Annotated in this window: 19 protein-coding genes and 1 riboswitch; of the genes, 13 read left to right on the top strand and 6 right to left on the bottom strand. The window is 35.5% G+C overall.

Annotation, left to right across the window (positions count from 1 at the left end):
* Positions 1 to 81: 81 nt before the first annotated feature.
* The 11 genes from pgsA to lepA all read left to right on the top strand — a co-directional run bounded on the left by pgsA (position 82) and on the right by lepA (position 10,302).
* A complete protein-coding gene (gene pgsA, locus AAGD74_RS04260; protein ID WP_077188089.1) occupies positions 82 to 624 on the top strand; it encodes a CDP-diacylglycerol--glycerol-3-phosphate 3-phosphatidyltransferase in 543 nt (180 codons plus the stop codon).
* 111 nt (positions 625 to 735) lie between these two features.
* Entirely contained in the window at positions 736 to 918 is a 183-nt protein-coding gene (locus AAGD74_RS04255; RefSeq protein WP_242049539.1) for a hypothetical protein, read from the top strand.
* A 22-nt stretch (positions 919 to 940) separates the two neighbouring features.
* A complete protein-coding gene (locus AAGD74_RS04250) occupies positions 941 to 1,678 on the top strand; it encodes a hypothetical protein (RefSeq protein WP_341810544.1) in 738 nt (245 codons plus the stop codon).
* A gap of 60 nt (positions 1,679 to 1,738) precedes the next feature.
* Positions 1,739 to 2,446 (top strand): outer membrane protein assembly factor BamD, encoded by a 708-nt coding sequence (locus AAGD74_RS04245; RefSeq protein WP_236514973.1) that lies wholly within the window; start codon positions 1,739 to 1,741, stop codon positions 2,444 to 2,446.
* 59 nt (positions 2,447 to 2,505) lie between these two features.
* A complete protein-coding gene (locus AAGD74_RS04240) occupies positions 2,506 to 3,240 on the top strand; it encodes a YebC/PmpR family DNA-binding transcriptional regulator (protein WP_006280005.1) in 735 nt (244 codons plus the stop codon).
* A 3-nt stretch (positions 3,241 to 3,243) separates the two neighbouring features.
* Complete coding sequence (locus AAGD74_RS04235; protein ID WP_006280004.1) at positions 3,244 to 4,140, top strand: M23 family metallopeptidase; 897 nt, start codon at positions 3,244 to 3,246, stop codon at positions 4,138 to 4,140.
* Between the two features lie 7 nt (positions 4,141 to 4,147).
* On the top strand, positions 4,148 to 4,993 hold the full coding sequence (locus AAGD74_RS04230) for an SPFH domain-containing protein (protein WP_077188091.1): 846 nt from the start codon (positions 4,148 to 4,150) through the stop codon (positions 4,991 to 4,993).
* Between the two features lie 76 nt (positions 4,994 to 5,069).
* Positions 5,070 to 5,172, top strand: a riboswitch (TPP riboswitch).
* Positions 5,161 to 5,436, top strand: coding sequence for a SemiSWEET family sugar transporter (locus AAGD74_RS04225; protein ID WP_006280002.1), 276 nt, complete (start codon positions 5,161 to 5,163; stop codon positions 5,434 to 5,436). Its footprint overlaps the riboswitch before it by 12 nt.
* Positions 5,417 to 6,109: a thiamine diphosphokinase gene (locus AAGD74_RS04220; protein WP_006280001.1), complete on the top strand. Its 693-nt coding sequence runs from the start codon at positions 5,417 to 5,419 to the stop codon at positions 6,107 to 6,109. The genes AAGD74_RS04225 and AAGD74_RS04220 overlap by 20 nt, the downstream gene beginning before the upstream one ends.
* Positions 6,110 to 7,026: 917 nt before the next feature.
* Complete coding sequence (locus AAGD74_RS04215; protein WP_236514865.1) at positions 7,027 to 8,430, top strand: malonyl-CoA decarboxylase; 1,404 nt, start codon at positions 7,027 to 7,029, stop codon at positions 8,428 to 8,430.
* 75 nt (positions 8,431 to 8,505) lie between these two features.
* Positions 8,506 to 10,302, top strand: a complete 1,797-nt coding sequence (gene lepA / locus AAGD74_RS04210; RefSeq protein WP_236514878.1) for a translation elongation factor 4 — start codon at positions 8,506 to 8,508, stop codon at positions 10,300 to 10,302.
* 107 nt (positions 10,303 to 10,409) lie between these two features.
* Here lepA and AAGD74_RS04205 read toward each other — a convergent pair.
* A protein-coding gene (locus tag AAGD74_RS04205) for an IS5-like element ISWpi1 family transposase (RefSeq protein ID WP_338482219.1) occupies positions 10,410 to 11,242 on the bottom strand; the annotation gives its coding sequence in 2 pieces (ribosomal slippage) (positions 10,410 to 10,873 and positions 10,873 to 11,242; 834 coding nt in all).
* A 546-nt stretch (positions 11,243 to 11,788) separates the two neighbouring features.
* On the opposite strand from AAGD74_RS04205, the gene AAGD74_RS04200 reads away from it, so the two are divergent.
* A complete protein-coding gene (locus AAGD74_RS04200) occupies positions 11,789 to 12,163 on the top strand; it encodes a TrbC/VirB2 family protein (RefSeq protein WP_341810543.1) in 375 nt (124 codons plus the stop codon).
* Here AAGD74_RS04200 and AAGD74_RS04195 read toward each other — a convergent pair.
* Entirely contained in the window at positions 12,139 to 13,137 is a 999-nt protein-coding gene (locus tag AAGD74_RS04195) for a pyruvate dehydrogenase complex E1 component subunit beta (RefSeq protein ID WP_006279663.1), read from the bottom strand. The genes AAGD74_RS04200 and AAGD74_RS04195 overlap by 25 nt on opposite strands.
* 240 nt (positions 13,138 to 13,377) lie before the next feature.
* Positions 13,378 to 14,475 carry an ATP-binding protein gene (locus AAGD74_RS04190; protein WP_265040839.1) on the bottom strand — a complete coding sequence of 366 codons (1,098 nt, stop codon included), beginning with the start codon at positions 14,473 to 14,475 and terminating at the stop codon, positions 13,378 to 13,380.
* A gap of 1,191 nt (positions 14,476 to 15,666) precedes the next feature.
* Here AAGD74_RS04190 and AAGD74_RS04185 point away from each other — a divergent pair.
* Positions 15,667 to 16,872, top strand: coding sequence for an MFS transporter (locus tag AAGD74_RS04185; RefSeq protein WP_410529910.1), 1,206 nt, complete (start codon positions 15,667 to 15,669; stop codon positions 16,870 to 16,872).
* A gap of 285 nt (positions 16,873 to 17,157) precedes the next feature.
* Here AAGD74_RS04185 and AAGD74_RS07305 read toward each other — a convergent pair whose 3' ends face one another.
* The 3 genes from AAGD74_RS07305 to AAGD74_RS04175 all read right to left on the bottom strand — a co-directional run bounded on the left by AAGD74_RS07305 (position 17,158) and on the right by AAGD74_RS04175 (position 18,946).
* Entirely contained in the window at positions 17,158 to 17,334 is a 177-nt protein-coding gene (locus AAGD74_RS07305; protein WP_265041098.1) for a hypothetical protein, read from the bottom strand.
* Positions 17,335 to 17,356: 22 nt separating this feature from the next.
* Positions 17,357 to 18,127 (bottom strand): transposase, encoded by a 771-nt coding sequence (locus tag AAGD74_RS04180; protein ID WP_341810541.1) that lies wholly within the window; start codon positions 18,125 to 18,127, stop codon positions 17,357 to 17,359.
* Positions 18,128 to 18,535: 408 nt separating this feature from the next.
* Positions 18,536 to 18,946 carry a nucleoside deaminase gene (locus AAGD74_RS04175; protein WP_338482254.1) on the bottom strand — a complete coding sequence of 137 codons (411 nt, stop codon included), beginning with the start codon at positions 18,944 to 18,946 and terminating at the stop codon, positions 18,536 to 18,538.
* Positions 18,947 to 18,966: the final 20 nt, after the last annotated feature.

The following is an 18,966-nucleotide window of genomic DNA, read 5'->3' as shown; positions in this document are numbered from 1 at the left end:
AAATGTTCAATTGTAAACTATTAACTTGTGAACTCTGTTGTACTTCTGTATAAGTTTACCTATTACGTAAGATGATATTACATGCTTAAAAAAAACGTGCCTAATTTGCTTACAATTTCTCGTGCACTTGCAATACCAGCAATAATATTAAGTTTTTATATAGAAAATAAATATGCAGGCCTGATAACAATATCAATCTTTGTGTTTGCGTGCATTACGGATTTTTTTGATGGTTACCTGGCGCGTGCGTGGAAAGTCCAATCAAAGTTTGGCAAGCTATTTGATCCAATTGCTGACAAATTAATAGTGGTTTCAACGATAATTATGCTAGTTTATAAGCATAAGATAAATGATTTTACAATAGTACCATCGATTATCATCATCTGTCGGGAGATATTAGTCTCGGGTTTACGGGAGTTTCTGATAGCTACAAATGTTAGTCTACCTGTAAGCAAAGCTGGAAAAATTAAAACATTTTTGCAGATGGTTGCTGTAGTAGCGCTAATAATGAACGATTATTATATGATTCAATATACAGGTGCGATTTGTTTATGGGTTGCAGCTATTATAACTATGTGGTCAGGCTATAATTATATCCTAGCCGGCATCAAACAGATTGGTTAAATCTCCTAGGAAATAGTTAATAGACAAGAGTAGTTAATATCTTAGTGATATTGACTCAGAAAGCAAAAAGGTGTATAATTGTATTAACTTACAACTAATTAGGTTAATATTATGAAAATACCTAGTGGCAAATTTTCTTCTACTAAAAAGGTTCCAGGAAAGAATAAGAAAAAAAGAGATTTTGAACCATTAGAAGAGTTTTTTTGGGATTTTTGGCCAACAGTTGATAAAGAAGTCAAAAGAGAAAGGCTAGAACAAGAACTATTAGCACTAAAAAAAAAGAGAGCTATATAGAAAATGTGCATCATTGGCAACAATGGTCCCATTTACATTGCTGATGGCGATTGAACTGGAAAAAACATATAGCGATCAGGTATTACTTGGCGTGATAAGTGGCGCGCTAAGCCACACTATATTACCTTTTACAGTCTTATCTCTTATTTGTACGCTATATTTAATTTACAATAATAGGAAGATAGCACAAAAAGAACGAGAGTTGGAGATTATTGAAAATGGAGAGGAAGTAAAGGAAAAAGAGCACAATATTTCTGATATAGGTCAGTGTTTGATCTATATTGAGGCTATAACAACTGCACTGGTTATTGTAGGTATGATAATGGGTGAAACATCTTCACTTGAAGCAGCAGAGGATGCAATTTTATTTCTTGCCAATGCAATTGCTTTTCTTGCAACTCTTGTTTCTTATATTGATAAGCATGAAAAAAATAAGAAAAAGGAAACAGAAAAGTCTGATCTTGATGAGAAATCTAGCAAGAAAACTAGCAATATATCTGTAGCCGGATTGGCGCTTGCTGGTTCTTCTGTATTTTTAATAAGAAGGATAATGTTAATAGCATTAGCATCGTCCTTAAATCCTGCTGTTGGACCTACTTTAGGCTTGATAGGTATTGCAATTTTTATGGCTGTACAGGTCTTAACTATACATTCCTACAGTAAGACGCTGAAAGATCCAAAAGTGGAAGGACGAGGTGAATCAAGAAATGCAGGTAGTTCTGACCGTAGTTATAAAGAAGAAGGGCCGGCTATTGCCTAAGAAATTTATTTATTTAAGTAATATTTAGGTCTATACTTTATTTTGATCGAAAAAAATCTTATGTATAAGACTTTAATCACGTGCTTTATTTTCCTAATTTGCTCCTTTACACAATCGTATGCGGATGATCTTGAAAAAACTGAAACTGAACTATATGAAGAAGCAGTTGAACTTTTTGACCAGAAAAAATATAAACAAGCTATTAGGGCATTTCATAAGATAGAGGATTTGTATCCTTTTTCTTATTGGGCAATGAAAGCAAAATTATTATCTGGGGTCTCTCACTATAATATGGGTAACTATAGCAGTGCTGCAAGTGATATGGCTGATTATATATATGTTTATTCAAATGGTGAAGATTTACCATATGTATACTACTTAAGAGTATTATCTTATTACATGCAAATTAATAAAGTGCAACTTGGACAGCAAACTGCATATAAAACTTTAGAGCTGGCTACAGAATACATTAATCTCTTTCCAGGCAGCGAATATGTAGGCGAGATAAAGGAAAAAGCAAAGCTAATCACAGAACATATATCAACAAAAGAGTATTCTATCGGTAAATTTTACTTGAAGCGTGGTGAATATTTAGCAGCAATTAAGCGTTTCCAGAATATAGCAAGCTATAAAGATTCTAAATATTTTTCTAAGTCTATTAACTATTTAATAGCAGCCCATTCAGCTCTTGGCCTTGACTTAGAAGTTGAGCAGTATGAAAGTATGTTATTAGCAGAAAACCTGCAAGATGCCAAGCCAGAGGCTTGAAAATTTGCTTTAGCTTTTTCTATGCTTTGATATATAATTAGGTTTTTAACTATTTGAATATGGCTGGTCATTCACAATTTTCAAATATAAAACATCGGAAAGGCGCTCAGGATGCAAAGCGCTCTCAAAAATTTACGAAGCTGATCAGAGAAATAGCAGTTGCTGCAAAGCAAGGGCTACCCGAACTCAACCCGCGCCTTCGCTCTGCTATATTTGCTGCACGCAAGGAAAATCTACCAAAAGATAAAATAGAAACAGCAATAAAAAATGCAACTGGTAACGTTGCTGGAGAAAATTACGAGGAAATACAATATGAAGGTCATGGGCCTTCTGGCACTGCACTCATTGTCCATGCCTTGACTAATAACCGCAACCGTACTGCTTCTGAGGTACGTTATATATTTTCTCGCAAGGGTGGAAACTTGGGAGAAACAGGAAGTGTTAGTTACCTTTTTGATCATGTAGGTTTAATTGTCTATAAAGCAGAGGGTGTGAATTTTGATGATTTATTCAGTCATGGAATCGAATTAGAAGTATTGAATGTTGAGGAAAATGACAAAGAAGGATTACACGTTATAACTTGTGAAATAAAAGATTTTGGTAAAGTACGCGATGCCTTTTATGCAAAATTCGGAGAACCAGAACTTGCTCGTCTTTCACGGCAGCCAAAAGATCTGATTGAAATTAGCGATAAAGAGTTAATTGATAAATTATCTGCATTGGTTGAAGAACTAGAAGATAACGACGATGTACAGTATGTGGAAGGTAATTTTACTTTTGTTGATGCTGTTTAAATGATGAAGCTGTTTATATTTATACTGTTTTATATTTTACCAATATTTAATATACACGCCCTTAAGACTCCAGATAACAGTAAAGAGACTTTTTTAATATCCAGTACCATAAAATCTTCCTTTTTTGCCACGGGAATTGAGCAAGGGTTGGCGCCAAATACAGTGGTGAAATTGATCAACATATATAAAGATTTCGGTGTTGATTTTAAAAAAGACATTGTGCCGAAGAGTAAATTGGAAGTTCTTTTTGAGAGATTGCCTAATAATCAGAAGACTGAAGAAAAAATTTTATATGCTTCACTGACAATAAACAAGAAAGCTATTAGTTTATATCATTATAAATCCCAAGACGGCAAAGAAAGGTATTTTAATAAAGAAGGAATAAGCTTAAAAAATGGCGAAATTTTTGCAAATCCTTTAAATGGAGATTATCGCATATCCTCAAAATTTGGCAATAGAAAGCATCCTGTTCGCGGTAAAATTGCTTTTCACAAAGGAGTGGATTATGCAGCTAAACTTGGCACTCCCATATACGCTGCTGCAGAGGGTGTGATAGAATATATAGGAAAGAATGGTGGCTATGGAAATTACATCAAAATAAAACACAAAAATGAATATTCAACCTGTTACGCGCATATAAGTAGATTTAGTGGCGATATAAAGTTAGGCTCTAAAGTAAAGCAGGGGCAGATCATCGCTTATGTTGGTAGCACTGGTGTTGCAACAGGACCTCATTTACATTACGAAGTTATATATAACGGCAAACACATCGATCCGCTTACGATAGCGCATAAAACTGAAGTAAAATTGCCTGATCATGAATTAAGAGAGTTTAAACTATTTGTAAATAAGATAAATAAAACGATCAACAGAGAGGGTTCAAGTGAAAAAGAAGTTTAAAGACAATATGGATAAGAATACGATAAACGATAGAAATTTAAGTCAACTCCGGTTTTTTCCTGTACTAATAGCGCTAGGATTAATTTTATCGCTGCTTTTTTTGGCATATGACAGCACAATTGCACTTGGAGTTGCTGCCGTTTCAATTTTGACTTTTCTTCAAGGATTTTTTATTAATGACCCTAATGAAGCAAGAGTGATAGAATTTTTTGGTCATTATATTGGAACTTATTTTAAGTCTGGAATATGTGTAACGCTTCCCTTTTCAAGCAAATATATAGTTTCCCTAAAATTTCAGAATATTAACACAGAAAAAATAAAAGTTAATGATGCAAATGGAAGTCCAATAGAGATTTCTGCAGTAATTGTTTGGAGAGTGAGCAGTCCTGCAAAGGCGTATTATAATGTTAACAACTATCACGAATTTGTTTTTGTACAAAGTGACTCGGTAATTAGAGAATTGGCGAGCAATTATCCGTATGATAGCGAAAGCGATGAGGAATCTTTACGTAAAAATTCTGATAAAATTTCAGATGAATTGCGGTCAATGTTACAACAAAGATTAGATATTGCAGGAATTGAGATTACAGAAGCAAGAATATCGCATTTGGCGTATTCGTCCGAGATTGCACAAGCAATGTTAAGGCGTCAACAAGCACATGCTATCACTTCGGCAAGAAGGCATATAGTGCAAAATGCAATAGGAATTGTCGAGGAAGTAATAGCTCATTTTGAAAAAAACAAAAGCTTACAATTAGATGGCAAGCAAAAGGTTCAATTGATAAATAATTTGTTGGTTGCCCTAATCTCTGAGCAAGATGCACAACCGACGATTAGTTTAGATAATAATTAGCATAGAAGCCGATTGGGTTTCATAAATGCAAGTCACTATTAATTTCTTGATTAATAGACTAAATGATGTTATAAATTACACGCATTAGGGGTGCTCTAGAAAAGCTGAGAGTACATAAAGTACAACCCTTTGAACCTGATATTGTTAAAGCAAGCGTAGGAAAATGTATGTATATAAATATTGAAGAATGCTTCGGCTTCATTGCGTTAATTGCATCTCTAATTGGATTATCACCTCAAGTATATAAAGCATATATCACTAAAGTTACTCGTGATGTATCGATGTTAATGTTAGTAAACTATCTTATTTGTTCATTGTCTTGGATTGGCTATGGTCTTTACCAGAGCTCAATTTTTGTGGTGCTTAGCAATATTGCTGGATTAGTGATTAGCATAATATCAATTATTCAAAAATGTTACTACGATGCAAAACCTGCACCATGATCATGTGCTGCACTGCAGTACACAACAACAATATCGTTCTATTGTAGTGCTAAATGGAAAAATACCGAGCTCATCGTTTTTTAAACGAGATATACCTATTATTGCTGTAGATGGAGGAGCAAACAAGCTTCTATCAATTGGCGTAAAACCTGATCTTGTAGTAGGAGATTTGGATAGCGTAAATCTGGATTTACGTGCTAATTTGAATACGATATATCTACCTGATCAAGATTATTGCGACTTTTCTAAAGCAATGGCTCACTTAAAAACAGTAAAGTTATTGCCATCAATAGTAACGGGTATTACTGGAGGAGCAATTGATCACATACTACAGAATATTAACATTTTTCTAAGTACGGGCAGTATCTTTTACACACCTTCACCTCCCATGGTAGGTTACACTTTACGAAAAGGTATTACCCATTTTTTTTCTTTGCCAAAAAATACTAAAATATCTTTACTTGGTATACCGAGAGCTCAAATATCAACCAAAGGATTAAAATGGGAACTGCATCTTAGCAACCTTGCCTTTCCAGGAAAGAATTCTTGCTTTAATCGAAGCCTGAGCAATGAGGCATATATAGAAGTACACAGTGGTATATGTTTGGTGATGGTTTATTTAGAAGCAGTAGATGATGCTGCAAGACATCATGTGCGTCAAGTTAAGAAGTAAATAGACTTCTTGCATAACCCAAACTAAGTAGAAAAAAGGTATCATCCAAGTAGCTGACACTGGTTCCTTTATGACGTGTCATTCCAGTGTTAAACACTGGAATGACAGCAGTCCTACGTCATACCGCCGCGAACCGTCATACCGCGATTCATTCGCGGTATCTCGGCAATAGATCCCGCTAACACGTAGCGGGATGACGGTTGTCGTTTAGCCATAAATGTTTAAGAAATTTACCAAATAAAAAAAAAGGCAAAAGAAGCCCTAGTCATTGTCTATTTTCAGTATTGGCGTTTTTTAAGTCTTAAACACTGCAATTTAGCTGCTTTTAAAAGCAACTAACCTTAGTTTAAATGTTTAAGGAATTTACTAGGCAGAAAAAAAAGGCAAAGAAAACCCGTGGTAGCTAGTTATTACACTCTCTATTTTAAAATTTGACGTTGGGTGATGTCTTGAACGCTTTATAAGCGCGTTTCAGCTTATGTAGGTAAAAACCTAGAAATTTGATAAAGACATAAGGTGCACATAGTGCAAAAAATTAAACAATAGTACGCCAAATACAAGTTTTCTTGTCATTTTAATCTGCTGCAGAGATTGCGAAGTTAAATAAAATAGCTTCACTTCAGTGATAAGAGGGCTGGCGGAGTTTGTCAAGCAAGTTTTTTTGTTTCTACTGAATGACAGTTGTGGCTTGGGAGGTAGTGCAAGAAGTCTATTGTATTACTGAATTATTAATAATCTAGTAATAGTGCCTGCTATGTAGCTAAAATTTTCCTTTAACTTAAGCTATATGTAGCTAAAATAACTTGGGTTTACCGACGATTTGACAAACGATAAATTCGTCATCCCGCTGCTTGTTAGCGGGATACCGCGGCGGTATGACCCTGACTTGCATTAGCCATGTATAATAAAGGGAATCTATGACAAAAGAATCATTGGTAAAAACTGATATAGTGAAAGTTGAAGACAAAAAAGCGGTAAGAAGCTTTTTTAAAATACTAGGTGGAGTGGCAGATGCTGTAAGATCGTGGATTGGTAACATCAGTCCTGATTTAAGCAACAGTCGCGATATCGATAGTTTAGTCTTGAAGATGAACGAGTGCTTAAATCCAAAGGGAGGGGAGGTTTCAGCACGTAAAAACGCTGTATCTCTTGGTAACTTGTACTTAAGCTTATCAGAGAAAGGTAAAATAAAATTTCTACAAACCCTGGCAGAAAAATTTAATCCGAATAAAGCGGAAATAGATGAGAAAATTAGAGAGTATAAGAAAAACCAAGATCCCGAGTTAAACTATAAATTTGAACAGGATTTAATAAAAATTCTTGAATCACCACGTTCTAAAATATTGAAGCAATTTATTTCTTTACCAGAAGGCCTTAAGTTTATTGTTGATATGCGTTCTGATGTGCTTAAGCTAAAGAACCAATATAGAAGCTTGAATCCACTAGAGAGGGAATTAAAAAATATACTCTATACTTGGGTTGATGTTGATCTACTCGATCTTCGTCAAATCACTTGGGATTCACCTGCATCATTGCTAGAAAAACTTATAAAATATGAAGCTGTGCATAAAATTTCCTCTTGGGGCGACCTAAAAAACAGACTAGATTCTGATCGTCTCTGTTTTGCTTTTTTTCATTACAAGATACCAAACGAACCTCTAATTTTTGTAGAGGTTGCATTGGTGGATAAGATTGCAGATAGCATTCAACACCTTTTAGATGAGTCAGTACCTTCAAATGATCCGAGTAATGCAAGCACTGCTATATTCTATTCAATATCAAACACTCAAGCAGGGTTATCTGGAATCAGCCTTGGTAATTTTTTGATCAAAAGGGTTGTAGAAAAGCTATCACAGGAGTTTAAAAGTATAAAAACATATGCAACTCTTTCTCCAATACCTGGCTTTACGAAATGGCTAAAAAACAATCTAAACCAAGATGTCACTTTATTGGGCAAACTAAATATAAAACAATCTAGTGCAGAAATTTTAGAAAGTGCAGAGCAATTAAAAACTAATGTTGAATGTACAAATGAAACTAAACAATGCATGCTTAAACTATGTGCATATTATTTACTAAAAGTTAAGAACAATAGTGGCGATGCTTATGACCCGGTGGCGCATTTTCATTTAAGCAATGGTGCATCGATAAAACAATTAAACTGGATGGCGGATACTTCTGAAAAGGGTATTAGTCAGTCAGCCGGGATGATGGTAAATTATCTATATGAGTTGCCTAAAATAGATAATAATCATGAAAACTATATGGTTAATAAAGTGATTTCCTGCTCGAAAAAAGTGTCGTCTATGTTGAAGGAGTAAATAGTCTCTTAATAAAGGATTGCCCTCACAACACTTAAAATGTAAAATGGTTCTACTTAAGTAAAATAGCCATAAATGAACAACATAAGAAATTTTGCAATAATAGCGCATATAGACCACGGTAAGTCAACGCTTGCTGACCGTTTAATAGAGGAATGTAACGGCCTTGAAGCAAGAGAAATGACCAATCAAATACTCGATTCAATGGATATAGAACGCGAACGTGGGATTACAATTAAGGCACAGACGGTAAAACTCAATTATACGGCAAACGACGGTAATCAATATTGCCTAAATCTCATGGACACCCCAGGTCACGTTGACTTTTCTTACGAGGTAAGTCGAAGCTTAGCAGCGTGCGAAGGTTCACTTTTAGTGGTGGATAGTAGCCAGGGCGTTGAAGCACAAACCCTTGCAAATGTATATAAAGCTATTGACAACAATCATGAAATAATAGTTGTGCTCAATAAAGTTGATCTTCCTGCTGCAGATCCAGAAGGGGTAAAACTCCAGGTTGAGGAAATAATCGGTATTGACGCAAGTGAGTCAGTTTTAATATCAGCAAAAACTGGACTTGGAATAAAAGATGTACTTGAAGCAATAGTGGCAAAACTTCCAGCTCCTCAAGGTGATGTAAATGCTCCACTGCAAGCAATTTTAGTTGATAGTTGGTATGACACTTACTTAGGAGTGGTAATTTTAGTGCGAGTTAAAAATGGAGTGCTAAAAAAAGGCATGAGAATTGTTATGATGTCTAATAATGCTACATACCAGATAGATAATATCGGTATTTTCACCCCTAAAAAAGTGATGACGGGTGAACTTTCAGCGGGTGAAGTTGGTTTTATAACTGCTTCAATGAAGGAAGTAGCAGACTGCAAGGTAGGGGACACTATCACTGAGGAAAAGAGACCTTGTAGTGAAGCACTTCCTGGATTTAAAGAAGTGCATCCTGTGGTATTTTGTAGCATTTTCCCTCACAAAACGGATGATTTTAAATATCTAAGGGAAGCTCTAGAGAAGTTACATTTAAATGATGCAAGTTTTACCTTCGAAGCTGAAACTTCAAATGCACTAGGCTATGGATTTCGTTGTGGTTTTTTGGGAATGTTGCATCTTGAAGTTATTCAAGAAAGGCTCGAGAGAGAATTTGATTTAGACCTAACAGCAACTGCGCCAAGTGTTATATATAGGGTTACAACACGAAGTGGTGAAATTTTGAATATTCATAACCCAAGTGATATGCCAGATCCAACGAAAATTGAAATTGTGGAAGAACCATGGATTACCGCAACCATAATGGTTCCTGATCAATACTTGGGAGAGATTCTATCTCTATGTGAAGAAAGGAGGGGAGAACAGGAGGATTTATCTTACATTGGTAACACAACAACAGCATTGTTAAGATATAAATTACCACTGTCTGAAGTTGTTTTTGACTTTTATGATCGATTAAAATCAATTTCCAAAGGATATGCAAGCTTAGATTGGGAAATTTCCAGCTATCTGGTAAGCCAAATAGATAAATTAAGCTTTTTAATTAATGGAGAGCCCGTAGATGCACTGGCTTGTATCGTTCACAAAAGTAGGGCAGAAAAAAGGGGGCGTGAAATATGTGCACGCTTGAAGGATTTAATACCACGTCAGCAATACAAAATCGCGATTCAAGCGGCAGTGGGCGGAAAAATTATTGCCAGAGAAACGATTAACCCATACAGAAAAGATGTAACAGCTAAACTCTATGGTGGAGATGTAACGCGAAGAATGAAACTACTTGAAAAGCAAAAGAAGGGTAAAAAAAGGTTACATTCTATAGGGAACGTAAATATTCCACAGAATGCTTTTATTCAAGCCTTGAAGATAAGTGATTGATCTTAAAAGACTTCTTGTATAGTTTTTGGCAACAACCGTTAGAAACGAAAAAACTTACTTGACAAACTCCGCCAGCCCCCTTAGAGGTTGTCCGGAAACAAGTAAATTCAAGCATATTCCCTCTTTAACATAACCCTACTCATAGCTAGGTATATGAAATTCTCAGTGGATGTTGTGAGTAAATCATACTCCTTCGATAGCCTTCTATTCCTATTAACCCAAGCAAAAGTCCTTTCTACAACCCATCTTCTTGGCTGTACTTTAAACCCTTGTTCTCTTGTTGGTAGTAGCTCAGGTGGCGTATCTTTGTGCACCCAAAATCTACATGGAGGCCTTGTAACAATTTCAATATCTATGTCATATTCTTCCTTTGTGTGATTCTTTAAATTTCTTCCTTGGTATCCCATGTCAGCCCACATTTTTTTAACTTTAGTATATTTTGTTCTCATATTGTTTAATGCTATTTTAATACCATCTCTATCATTTTCGTTAGCAGCGCCTACGTAACAACCTAGTATAAAACCCTGAGTGTCTGTAATTATATGCCTTTTTCTACCCTTTACTTTTTTACTTCCATCATAGCCTTTGATCCCCCCTTTTCTGTAGTCTTTACAGATTGACTATCTACTATACAGGCACTCGGCTGCTCATTCCTTCCTATTTTTCTTCTACTATATTTTGTAATTTCATAATTCATTTTCTCAAAAATTCCCTGCTTCTTCCATTGCCTGAACTGCTCATACACAGTCTTCCATAGCGGAAAATCATTTGGTAAATACCGCCATTGACACCCTGTACGCAATACATAGAAAATTGCTTCTAATATTTCTCTTTTGCTATACTTTGGCGGCCTTCCTCCTTTCTTGTATGATACTCTGAAGTGTTTTTCTATTCTTGCCCATTCCCTTTCGCTTAGATCTGTTGGATACTTTTTTCTCATCTTTACCCCGTACTAAAATTTCAGATATTATAGCCTTTTACTTGTTTCCGGACAACCTCTAAATTACGGAAAAAGATCGTATATTGAAGGATTTTTCTCAAGGTTGAAGCGAATATTTGGGTTTAGTTTTAGGAGCAAATCTGAAATTAATCGTGAGAAGGAACTGCTACTCAAGTGTTATTTGCTTAACAAATTTACTGAAATAGGCATGGCTAAGTTTGAGATAGCTTCATGAATTTATTGTACGTTACCTACTATCCGAAGAGCGATGCAACAAAGCCCACTGGGATCCAGTTGAGCTATTTCAACAAAAATACTGCATTTGAGATGAACGTTCCAGACTTATTTACAAATATAACAATTAAAGTCTGGATTCCAGCGTCAAGCACTGGAATAATATCGTTTACTATGTCTATATTACAATATTTGTGCAGTTGTGTATCAACTACTTTTGTGGCACTGTTTGTTATTCAATCTTTATGCTAGTTTTACTAAAAATTATAGTATTTTAGGTATAATTGCAATATCTAAATTTAAGGTATAGAGATGAACCCTAGGAAAGTTTTTAATATTCTTTTTATAGTATTATTTATTTCTTTTTCTCATGTTGGGAGTGCTGCCGCTGACACTAATACTGATACAACTGCTCAAGTAATATGTAACATTATTGGCTACGTTTGGGGAATAGGCGGACCGCTTATGACCGTAGTGATAATAGGTGCAGCTTTGCTTGCGATATTTGGTAGAATGCCATGGCCAGCTCTTTTTGCACTCGGTATATTTTGTGCTGTATTTTTCAGTGCTAAAACTATCGTCATAAAAGTAATGGGTGGTATAGGCGGCACTGGAAATACTTCTTTGATGGACCAATGTGGAACGGGAGACACAAAAAAGAACTATTTTTTTCTAAAACAGACCTGATGTACGGCTTTAACTATATCTTCCACTTGTGGTAATGCTTTTTTTTCTAGATTTGCAGCGTAAGGTAAGGGGATGTCCTTGCCAGTTACGCGTACAACTGGAGCATCAAGGTAGTCAAATCCTTGTTCCATAACAACGGCTGACAGCTCTGCTCCTATTCCTGCAAATGGCCATCCTTCTTCTACACTAACTAACCTATTAGTCTTCTGAATAGAGTTAATAACAGTTTGAGTGTCAAGTGGTCTTAAGGTTCTGAGGTCAATAACTTCAGCTTCTATACCTTCACTCGAAAGTAAATCTGCTGCATTTAAGGCATCCATTAATTTTAATGAAAAAGCAGTGATAGTTACATCCTTTCCTTCCCGTATAACAGCAGCTTTGCCTATTTCAAGTAGATAATCTTTGTTTGATAGCTCAGAGTCAGAAACTTCATGCTCATGTCCATAAGCTATTTCGTTTTCTAGAAATATTACCGGATTAGGGTCACGAATTGCAGCTTTAAGCAGACCTCTGCAATCGGAGGCAAAATAGGGTGCTATTACTTTTAACCCCGGTATATGCGAATACCAAGCTGCAAAGCATTGAGAATGTTGTGCAGCAACTCTTGCTGCAGCGCCATTTGGTCCACGAAATACTATAGGGCATCCAAGTTGTCCGCCTGACATATAATTTGTTTTTGCTGCGGAATTCACAATTTGGTCAATAGCTTGCATAGAAAAATTAAAAGTCATAAACTCGACTATTGGCTTTAATCCAGCAAATGCCGCTCCAACAGCAAGGCCAGCAAATCCATGTTCGGTAATAGGCGTATCAACTACTCTGTTTTCTCCAAACTCTTTCAGTAATCCTTTCGTTACTTTATAAGCACCATCATACTCTGCAACTTCTTCACCCATGATAAGCACATCAGAGTCGTTTTGCATTTCTTCTCTAATTGCTGTGCATAAAGCTTCTCTTACACTTAAGGTTGCCATTTATAAACTTTTATAGACTTTAACTAAAGTAACTATATCAGAATTACTGGGGGTAAGTAAAGTGTACAAATTAAGTTTTACAAACATCATGACCAACTCATTCCAAAAAAAAATCTTCTCACGCTTGCTGTTTTTTGTTGCTGGAAATGGCTGGATTATTTAAGCTTTTAGTAATGTATGTTGTTAAATTAATAGCAATTTATTTGGAAATAACAGAAAAATTTATGATAGTTTTATACTCTAAATAGAATAAGATACTTCTGTCTGTGTCTCCACGTTTGAAACTAACCTTATTCTATCTCTTTCTTGTTCTGGACTTAACCTGTGAAGCGCGTAACTGAAATCTTCCTCACTCACTATAAGCCTTCTTTGCGCACCAGCGCTAATTTTTGCTTCATTCACTAATTGCTCTAATTCAGCACCAGAATAGCCTTCAGTCTTGTCTGCAATGTCTTGGAGGTTTAGCTTTTCATCAGTTTTTGTACCTCGCATATAAAGTTCCAATATCCTTTGTCTCACCTCTATGTTTGGATTAGGGACATAAACCTTCTGACCTAAACGTCCAGGTCTAATAAGTGCTGGATCTATACCACCGATAAGGTTAGTTGCACCAATTACTATTATATCTTTTCTGCTCTTAAATCCATCTATTTCAGTTAACAACTGTGTTAAACTCTCTCGACAATGGTAAGCTGAGTTATTAGCGGTACTTCTTTTTTGAGCAACTGCATCTATTTCATCTATAAAGACTATACAAGGAGAATATTTTTTTGCTATTTTAAAAAGCTCGCGTACAGCATGTGCACCATGACCAATATATACTCCAATAAGTTCAGGACCTGAGATGCTTATGAAATTCATATTTGATTCACCTGCAATTGCACGAGCGATAAGTGTTTTACCATTTCCAGGAGGGCCATGTAATATGTAACCTCTTAGTGAATTAATACTTTTATTTCCAAACAGCTTGCGCATTTCTTCTGTCATTTGGTCACAGCAAATCATCTGCAACCGTTGTTTTAAGGAGTCATCAATTATAGCATCAGCAAATGTTATTCTTTTATCATCTGAATCAGCTAATTCTATCGATATAGGCAGCTCTACTTCCTTTAGTTTGCTGAATATTTGATCATATATAAACCAAGCAATAAAAAAGAAAACGACAAGTAACACAAAAGGCATAGCTTCACTAACATAATGTGCAGCTAACTCATACCCTTTACTGAGCAACGTTGTATGCATATAGGCAAACAAAAAAGCGATAGAGATAATAGTTGCCACGCATAGTAAACAGATTGAAATTCTTTTTAGTAATTCTGAAATTTCAATTTTTTTCATCTTAATACCTTATACCAATTTTAAACTAAGAATAATTTTATCTAGCCTACCTATTTTAGCTTGATTAGAGCGTTCCGAAAAATTATCAAGTACGTACTTTAACTTATTAAATACTAAAAACAATATATCCCCATGTTGTCACATACATCTTTAAAGTTTACCAAATTCATTTTCAAAAAACAAGATTTTATTATTAACCCGAATTCTGGATTAGATTTTAGGTAAATTATTGAAAGTCTTGAATTTTACTAAATTAGTAACTAGTCTTAAAATGCTTACTGCTTTATCGTAAATGCTAAAACAATAAGCTATTGATATTCTTGTTTTTTTTAATCTCCAATCCAGAATTCGGGTTAAAAACGCTAACTTGTATCTTCAAGAAGTAAGACATAATAGCTCTAAAATGTCTTGCAAGGAAAGGTAAAGCTGAACGCTAACTTATGCCAGAAAAATACCGTCTTGTTTGCCTTTTTGAGTAGTATCATCTTATTTTTCCTGTAAATTTTGTTTATAACGCCTAAGATTTACGATATTTTAATCCCGGTAGAATATCTTATAAAATCAGATTATATGTTATACCTATGGAAATAGATAACTTTCAGCAATATTACAACCAAGAAGAAATGAAGACAGTAACATTAGCTCAAATTTATAAAGACTTGGTAATAAAGATATCCGATATAGCCACAAGCAAAATGTAAGCTACTATTAATGGTATTATGGAAATAGCACCAACGATACCACCTACTATACCTACTACCAGAGGTGACGGAGTAGTAAGGCTTAATATAATAAGTGGGAGAGATATAATTGATAGTATTATAGAAATTACACCTACTGTTTTCAGAAGAGATAGAAATCCTTTTGAATCTAAGTGTTCTTTTTCCCTTAAATAATATAAAGAAAATGCTTATACACATTATAGCACAAAGTATTACTGCTGCTATTTTTATTATAGCTGCTGCTATAAGTGCTGCTAAATAAGCTATATTCATTATAACTTTACCACTAAACTTAATAACACTGCAATTATCACACACCATAATAAAAAAGTCAACTCCATATGTTTAGGTTGTAAAATCCCAAAAAGCAGCCAGAATAGAATAAGCAAACATTTACGAATTGAATTTAGTGCAAACAAGGGTGTTGATATCAACCATACTCTGCAGAATCGCAATATGGTATGACTACATGCTTTTTATTGATTTGATTAACATAATCAGCAGAGAGTTTTGTTTTGCAAAAGATGTCTACAGTAACATACTGCAATTATTTGGAATTGTAGGGCTAGGTGCAATTGTAAGGCCACTTGGTGCATTCATATTTGGTCACGTTGGTGACAGGTATGGAAGGAGGATAGCATTAATAATTACTATCTTGCTAATATCGATACCATCAAGTCTCATTGCATTTATTCCAAGTCACAATCAAGTAGGTATAATTTCTACTATATTGCTTCTTGCAATCCATATAACACAAGGAATTGCACTTGGTGGTGAACAAGGAAGTTCTGTTTATCTTATAGAGCATTTATCCAGTAGGAAAGAGAACTTAGGGATGTATTTTGGAATGATGGGTTTTGGTCGCTCCATTGGCGTCTTGCTTTCTGCGGTGATAGTGATTATCTGCAAAAAAACTACTGATTTTTGTACCTGGGGTTGGAGATTGCCATTTATTTTCTCAGCTATTTTAGGATTAATTAGCGCGTATAGCATATACACATTGGGAGAAACTCCAGCATATGAAAAAAATCGAAAACAAAGAAATTTACCTGATTTGCCAATAATAGAGCTTATAAAACGCCACAAGAGAGCTCTTATACTTGCTATTTTAATATCTGTACCTGTTAATGTTGCTGTTGGATTTACCATATTTCTTCGAACTCTCGCAAAGGAAATAGCATCAGTGGATGTTTATGTAACAACATATATCAACGAAATTGTATTGATTATAACCAGTGTATTAATGCCGATATCTTCAATAGCGTTTGGAATGTTGGCTGATAAAGTTGGAAAAGAGCGCACTGCAATCTTATTTATAGCAATTACAATGGCACTGTGTTGTCCTGCGTTATCTATTGCATATTACTATAAAAATTATCTTGTGATTGCGTTGAGCGTAATGGTTCTCTCTATAATAGAAAGGGGTATAGTTCCCATAGGAATAGTTGCATCTGAACTCTTTCCTACCAATGTTAGATTTAGTGGTGTGAGCTTATCACGCAATATCTCTTATGCGTTACATGGAGGATTTACTCCTATGGTTTGTATTTGGTTGACTGTAACATTTCCTCAAACAAACCTTGCTGCTGGGCTTTATATGGTCTTCTGCTTGTTGATCAGTGTGGTAGCAATATTGCAAATAAAACCGCAAGATAAGAAATTTGATTGGTCTTAGTTTTCTCCTATGTGATTTGATAGACCGGGAAAGGGTTTCATCTAAGTAGCTGACACCCTGACAACCGTCATCCCGCTGCTTGTTAGCGGGATCTAGAGATACCGTGACGGTATGACGTAGGACTGCTGTCATTCCAGTCTGAAATCCAGAGAAAAGGATGATGTCATCCCAGTGTCCCTGTAATGTCATTCCAGTGCTTGACACTGGAATCCAGCCTTTATTATGCAGCCACTTGGTTAAAATTAAGTTTCTGGATCCCAGATACTGTCTCTGCTGTCAAACAAATTATCCAACAAAATTACAATTAAATGGTTGATTATTTTTAAGAATACCAAAAAAGACATGCATTAATTTTCGCATTAACGCAAGAACTATGACTTTTGGACATTTGCCTTTACTTGCTAGACGCTGACAAAACTTTTGAAAATGATTATTATGGTTTTTGACTACTATAGCTGGCATATAAAGAGCTTTTCGAATACGCTCAGATCCTATTTTGCATATTGCAACTTCTCTTACTTACTGACGATCCCGATTGATAATGTCCTGGATTTAGACCAGCAAAAGCTGTAAATTGTTTAGCATTGTCAAAGTTATCAACTGATGGCATTTCTGCGACAACAGCAACAGCAGTAAGATATCCTATACCTTTTATAGTCTTAAGGTTTTCCACCATATTTTTTAGATGTGGATAGTTATTTATATGCTCATTAATTTCTTTTTCGAGAACAATAATTTGCTCCTCTATTGCCAAAATTACTTTAGATATAGCTTCTTTGCAACTGGAATGCATATTTTTGTTTTCCAAGCGATTTGTCTGTTGCACCTTATCATCTTTTAGCGATTGCATGCAACGGTAAAGCTCCCTCAAATGCCTCATTTCAGGTGCAATGGGCTTCCAAAGAGCAGGTTTGTTGGCGATACAAAATCTAGCTATCATAGCTGCATCTGATTTATCTGTCTTATTTCTGAGCAGCTCACTTTTGCCAAAAGCTTTGATTTGGGCTGGGTTTACTATACTGACATTATGTCCTAAATCGTGCATAAAAGTAGCCAAATCTTCTCCATACCAACTAGTTGCTTCAAGACATAAATGAGTAAGATTTGCTCCATGGCCATTGCACCAAACTACAAGTTTTGCAAAACCATCTTGATTATTTTGAAAGACTTTGTGTCGTTTTTTACTGTCCACTAACAAACAAACATCAAATTTCTTTTTTGAAATATCCACACCCAAAATAGCATTTACTTGCATAAAATTGCCTCCAAGACTATAAATAAACTGAGAGTTTAGACTAACCTTGTAATACGGGATATAATTCCAAAAGATACTGTTCAGTCTTTAACTCTATGGGAGGGAAGCAAAATCTGGCTTAATGGCATTAGTGTCGCATCAGCTTCACCCTCCCTGTGAGGTATTTTAGCTCTAATGCCTCACATCATAAAGATACAAGTGTCTAGGGCACTGGGATGACAAAGGAGGGCAGTGTCAGCTACTCGGATGACACCCTGCTGGTGGACAATGTTTGTATAGTTGTGCGTCACGCGCTGGAATGACGAATTACTTAACCGCCATACCGTCACGGTATCTCCTAGCATAGATCCCGCTAACACGTAGCGGGATGACGATTTTGTATCGGAAAACAAGTAGCATGACGATTTATCAAATGTTCCTTAGTTTCTCAAAAAAATCCTTTAACAAAAAAGAGCATTCTGTTTCTAATATTCCACCATAAACTTCAGGTATATGGCTGCAAAATTGAAATATCTTAGCACCATTTTCAATTCCTCCACCTTTTGGATTATAAGCTCCAAAGTACAATCGTTTAATTCTGGCAAAGGAAATAGCTTGAGCACACATCGGACATGGTTCTAATGTTACGTACATATCAGCATCACAAAGCGTGGAAGTTGAAAATGCTTGTCTGATCGCTAACATCTCTGCATGTGCAGTTGGATCGTTAGATATATTGTGTGCAGAAGAAATGATATTGTCTCCACTCACTATTACAGCACCTATGGGCACCTCATCACTTTTTTGAGCGAGTTTGGCTTGCTCTATGGCAAGCTCCATATATTGATACTTAAACACTA

Source organism: Wolbachia endosymbiont (group A) of Campoletis raptor (genome assembly GCF_964026755.1).
In the GTDB taxonomy this organism is placed as follows: domain Bacteria; phylum Pseudomonadota; class Alphaproteobacteria; order Rickettsiales; family Anaplasmataceae; genus Wolbachia; species Wolbachia pipientis.
Note: the sequence above shows the minus strand (reverse complement) of the source record. Positions and strands in the feature narration are given on the sequence as shown.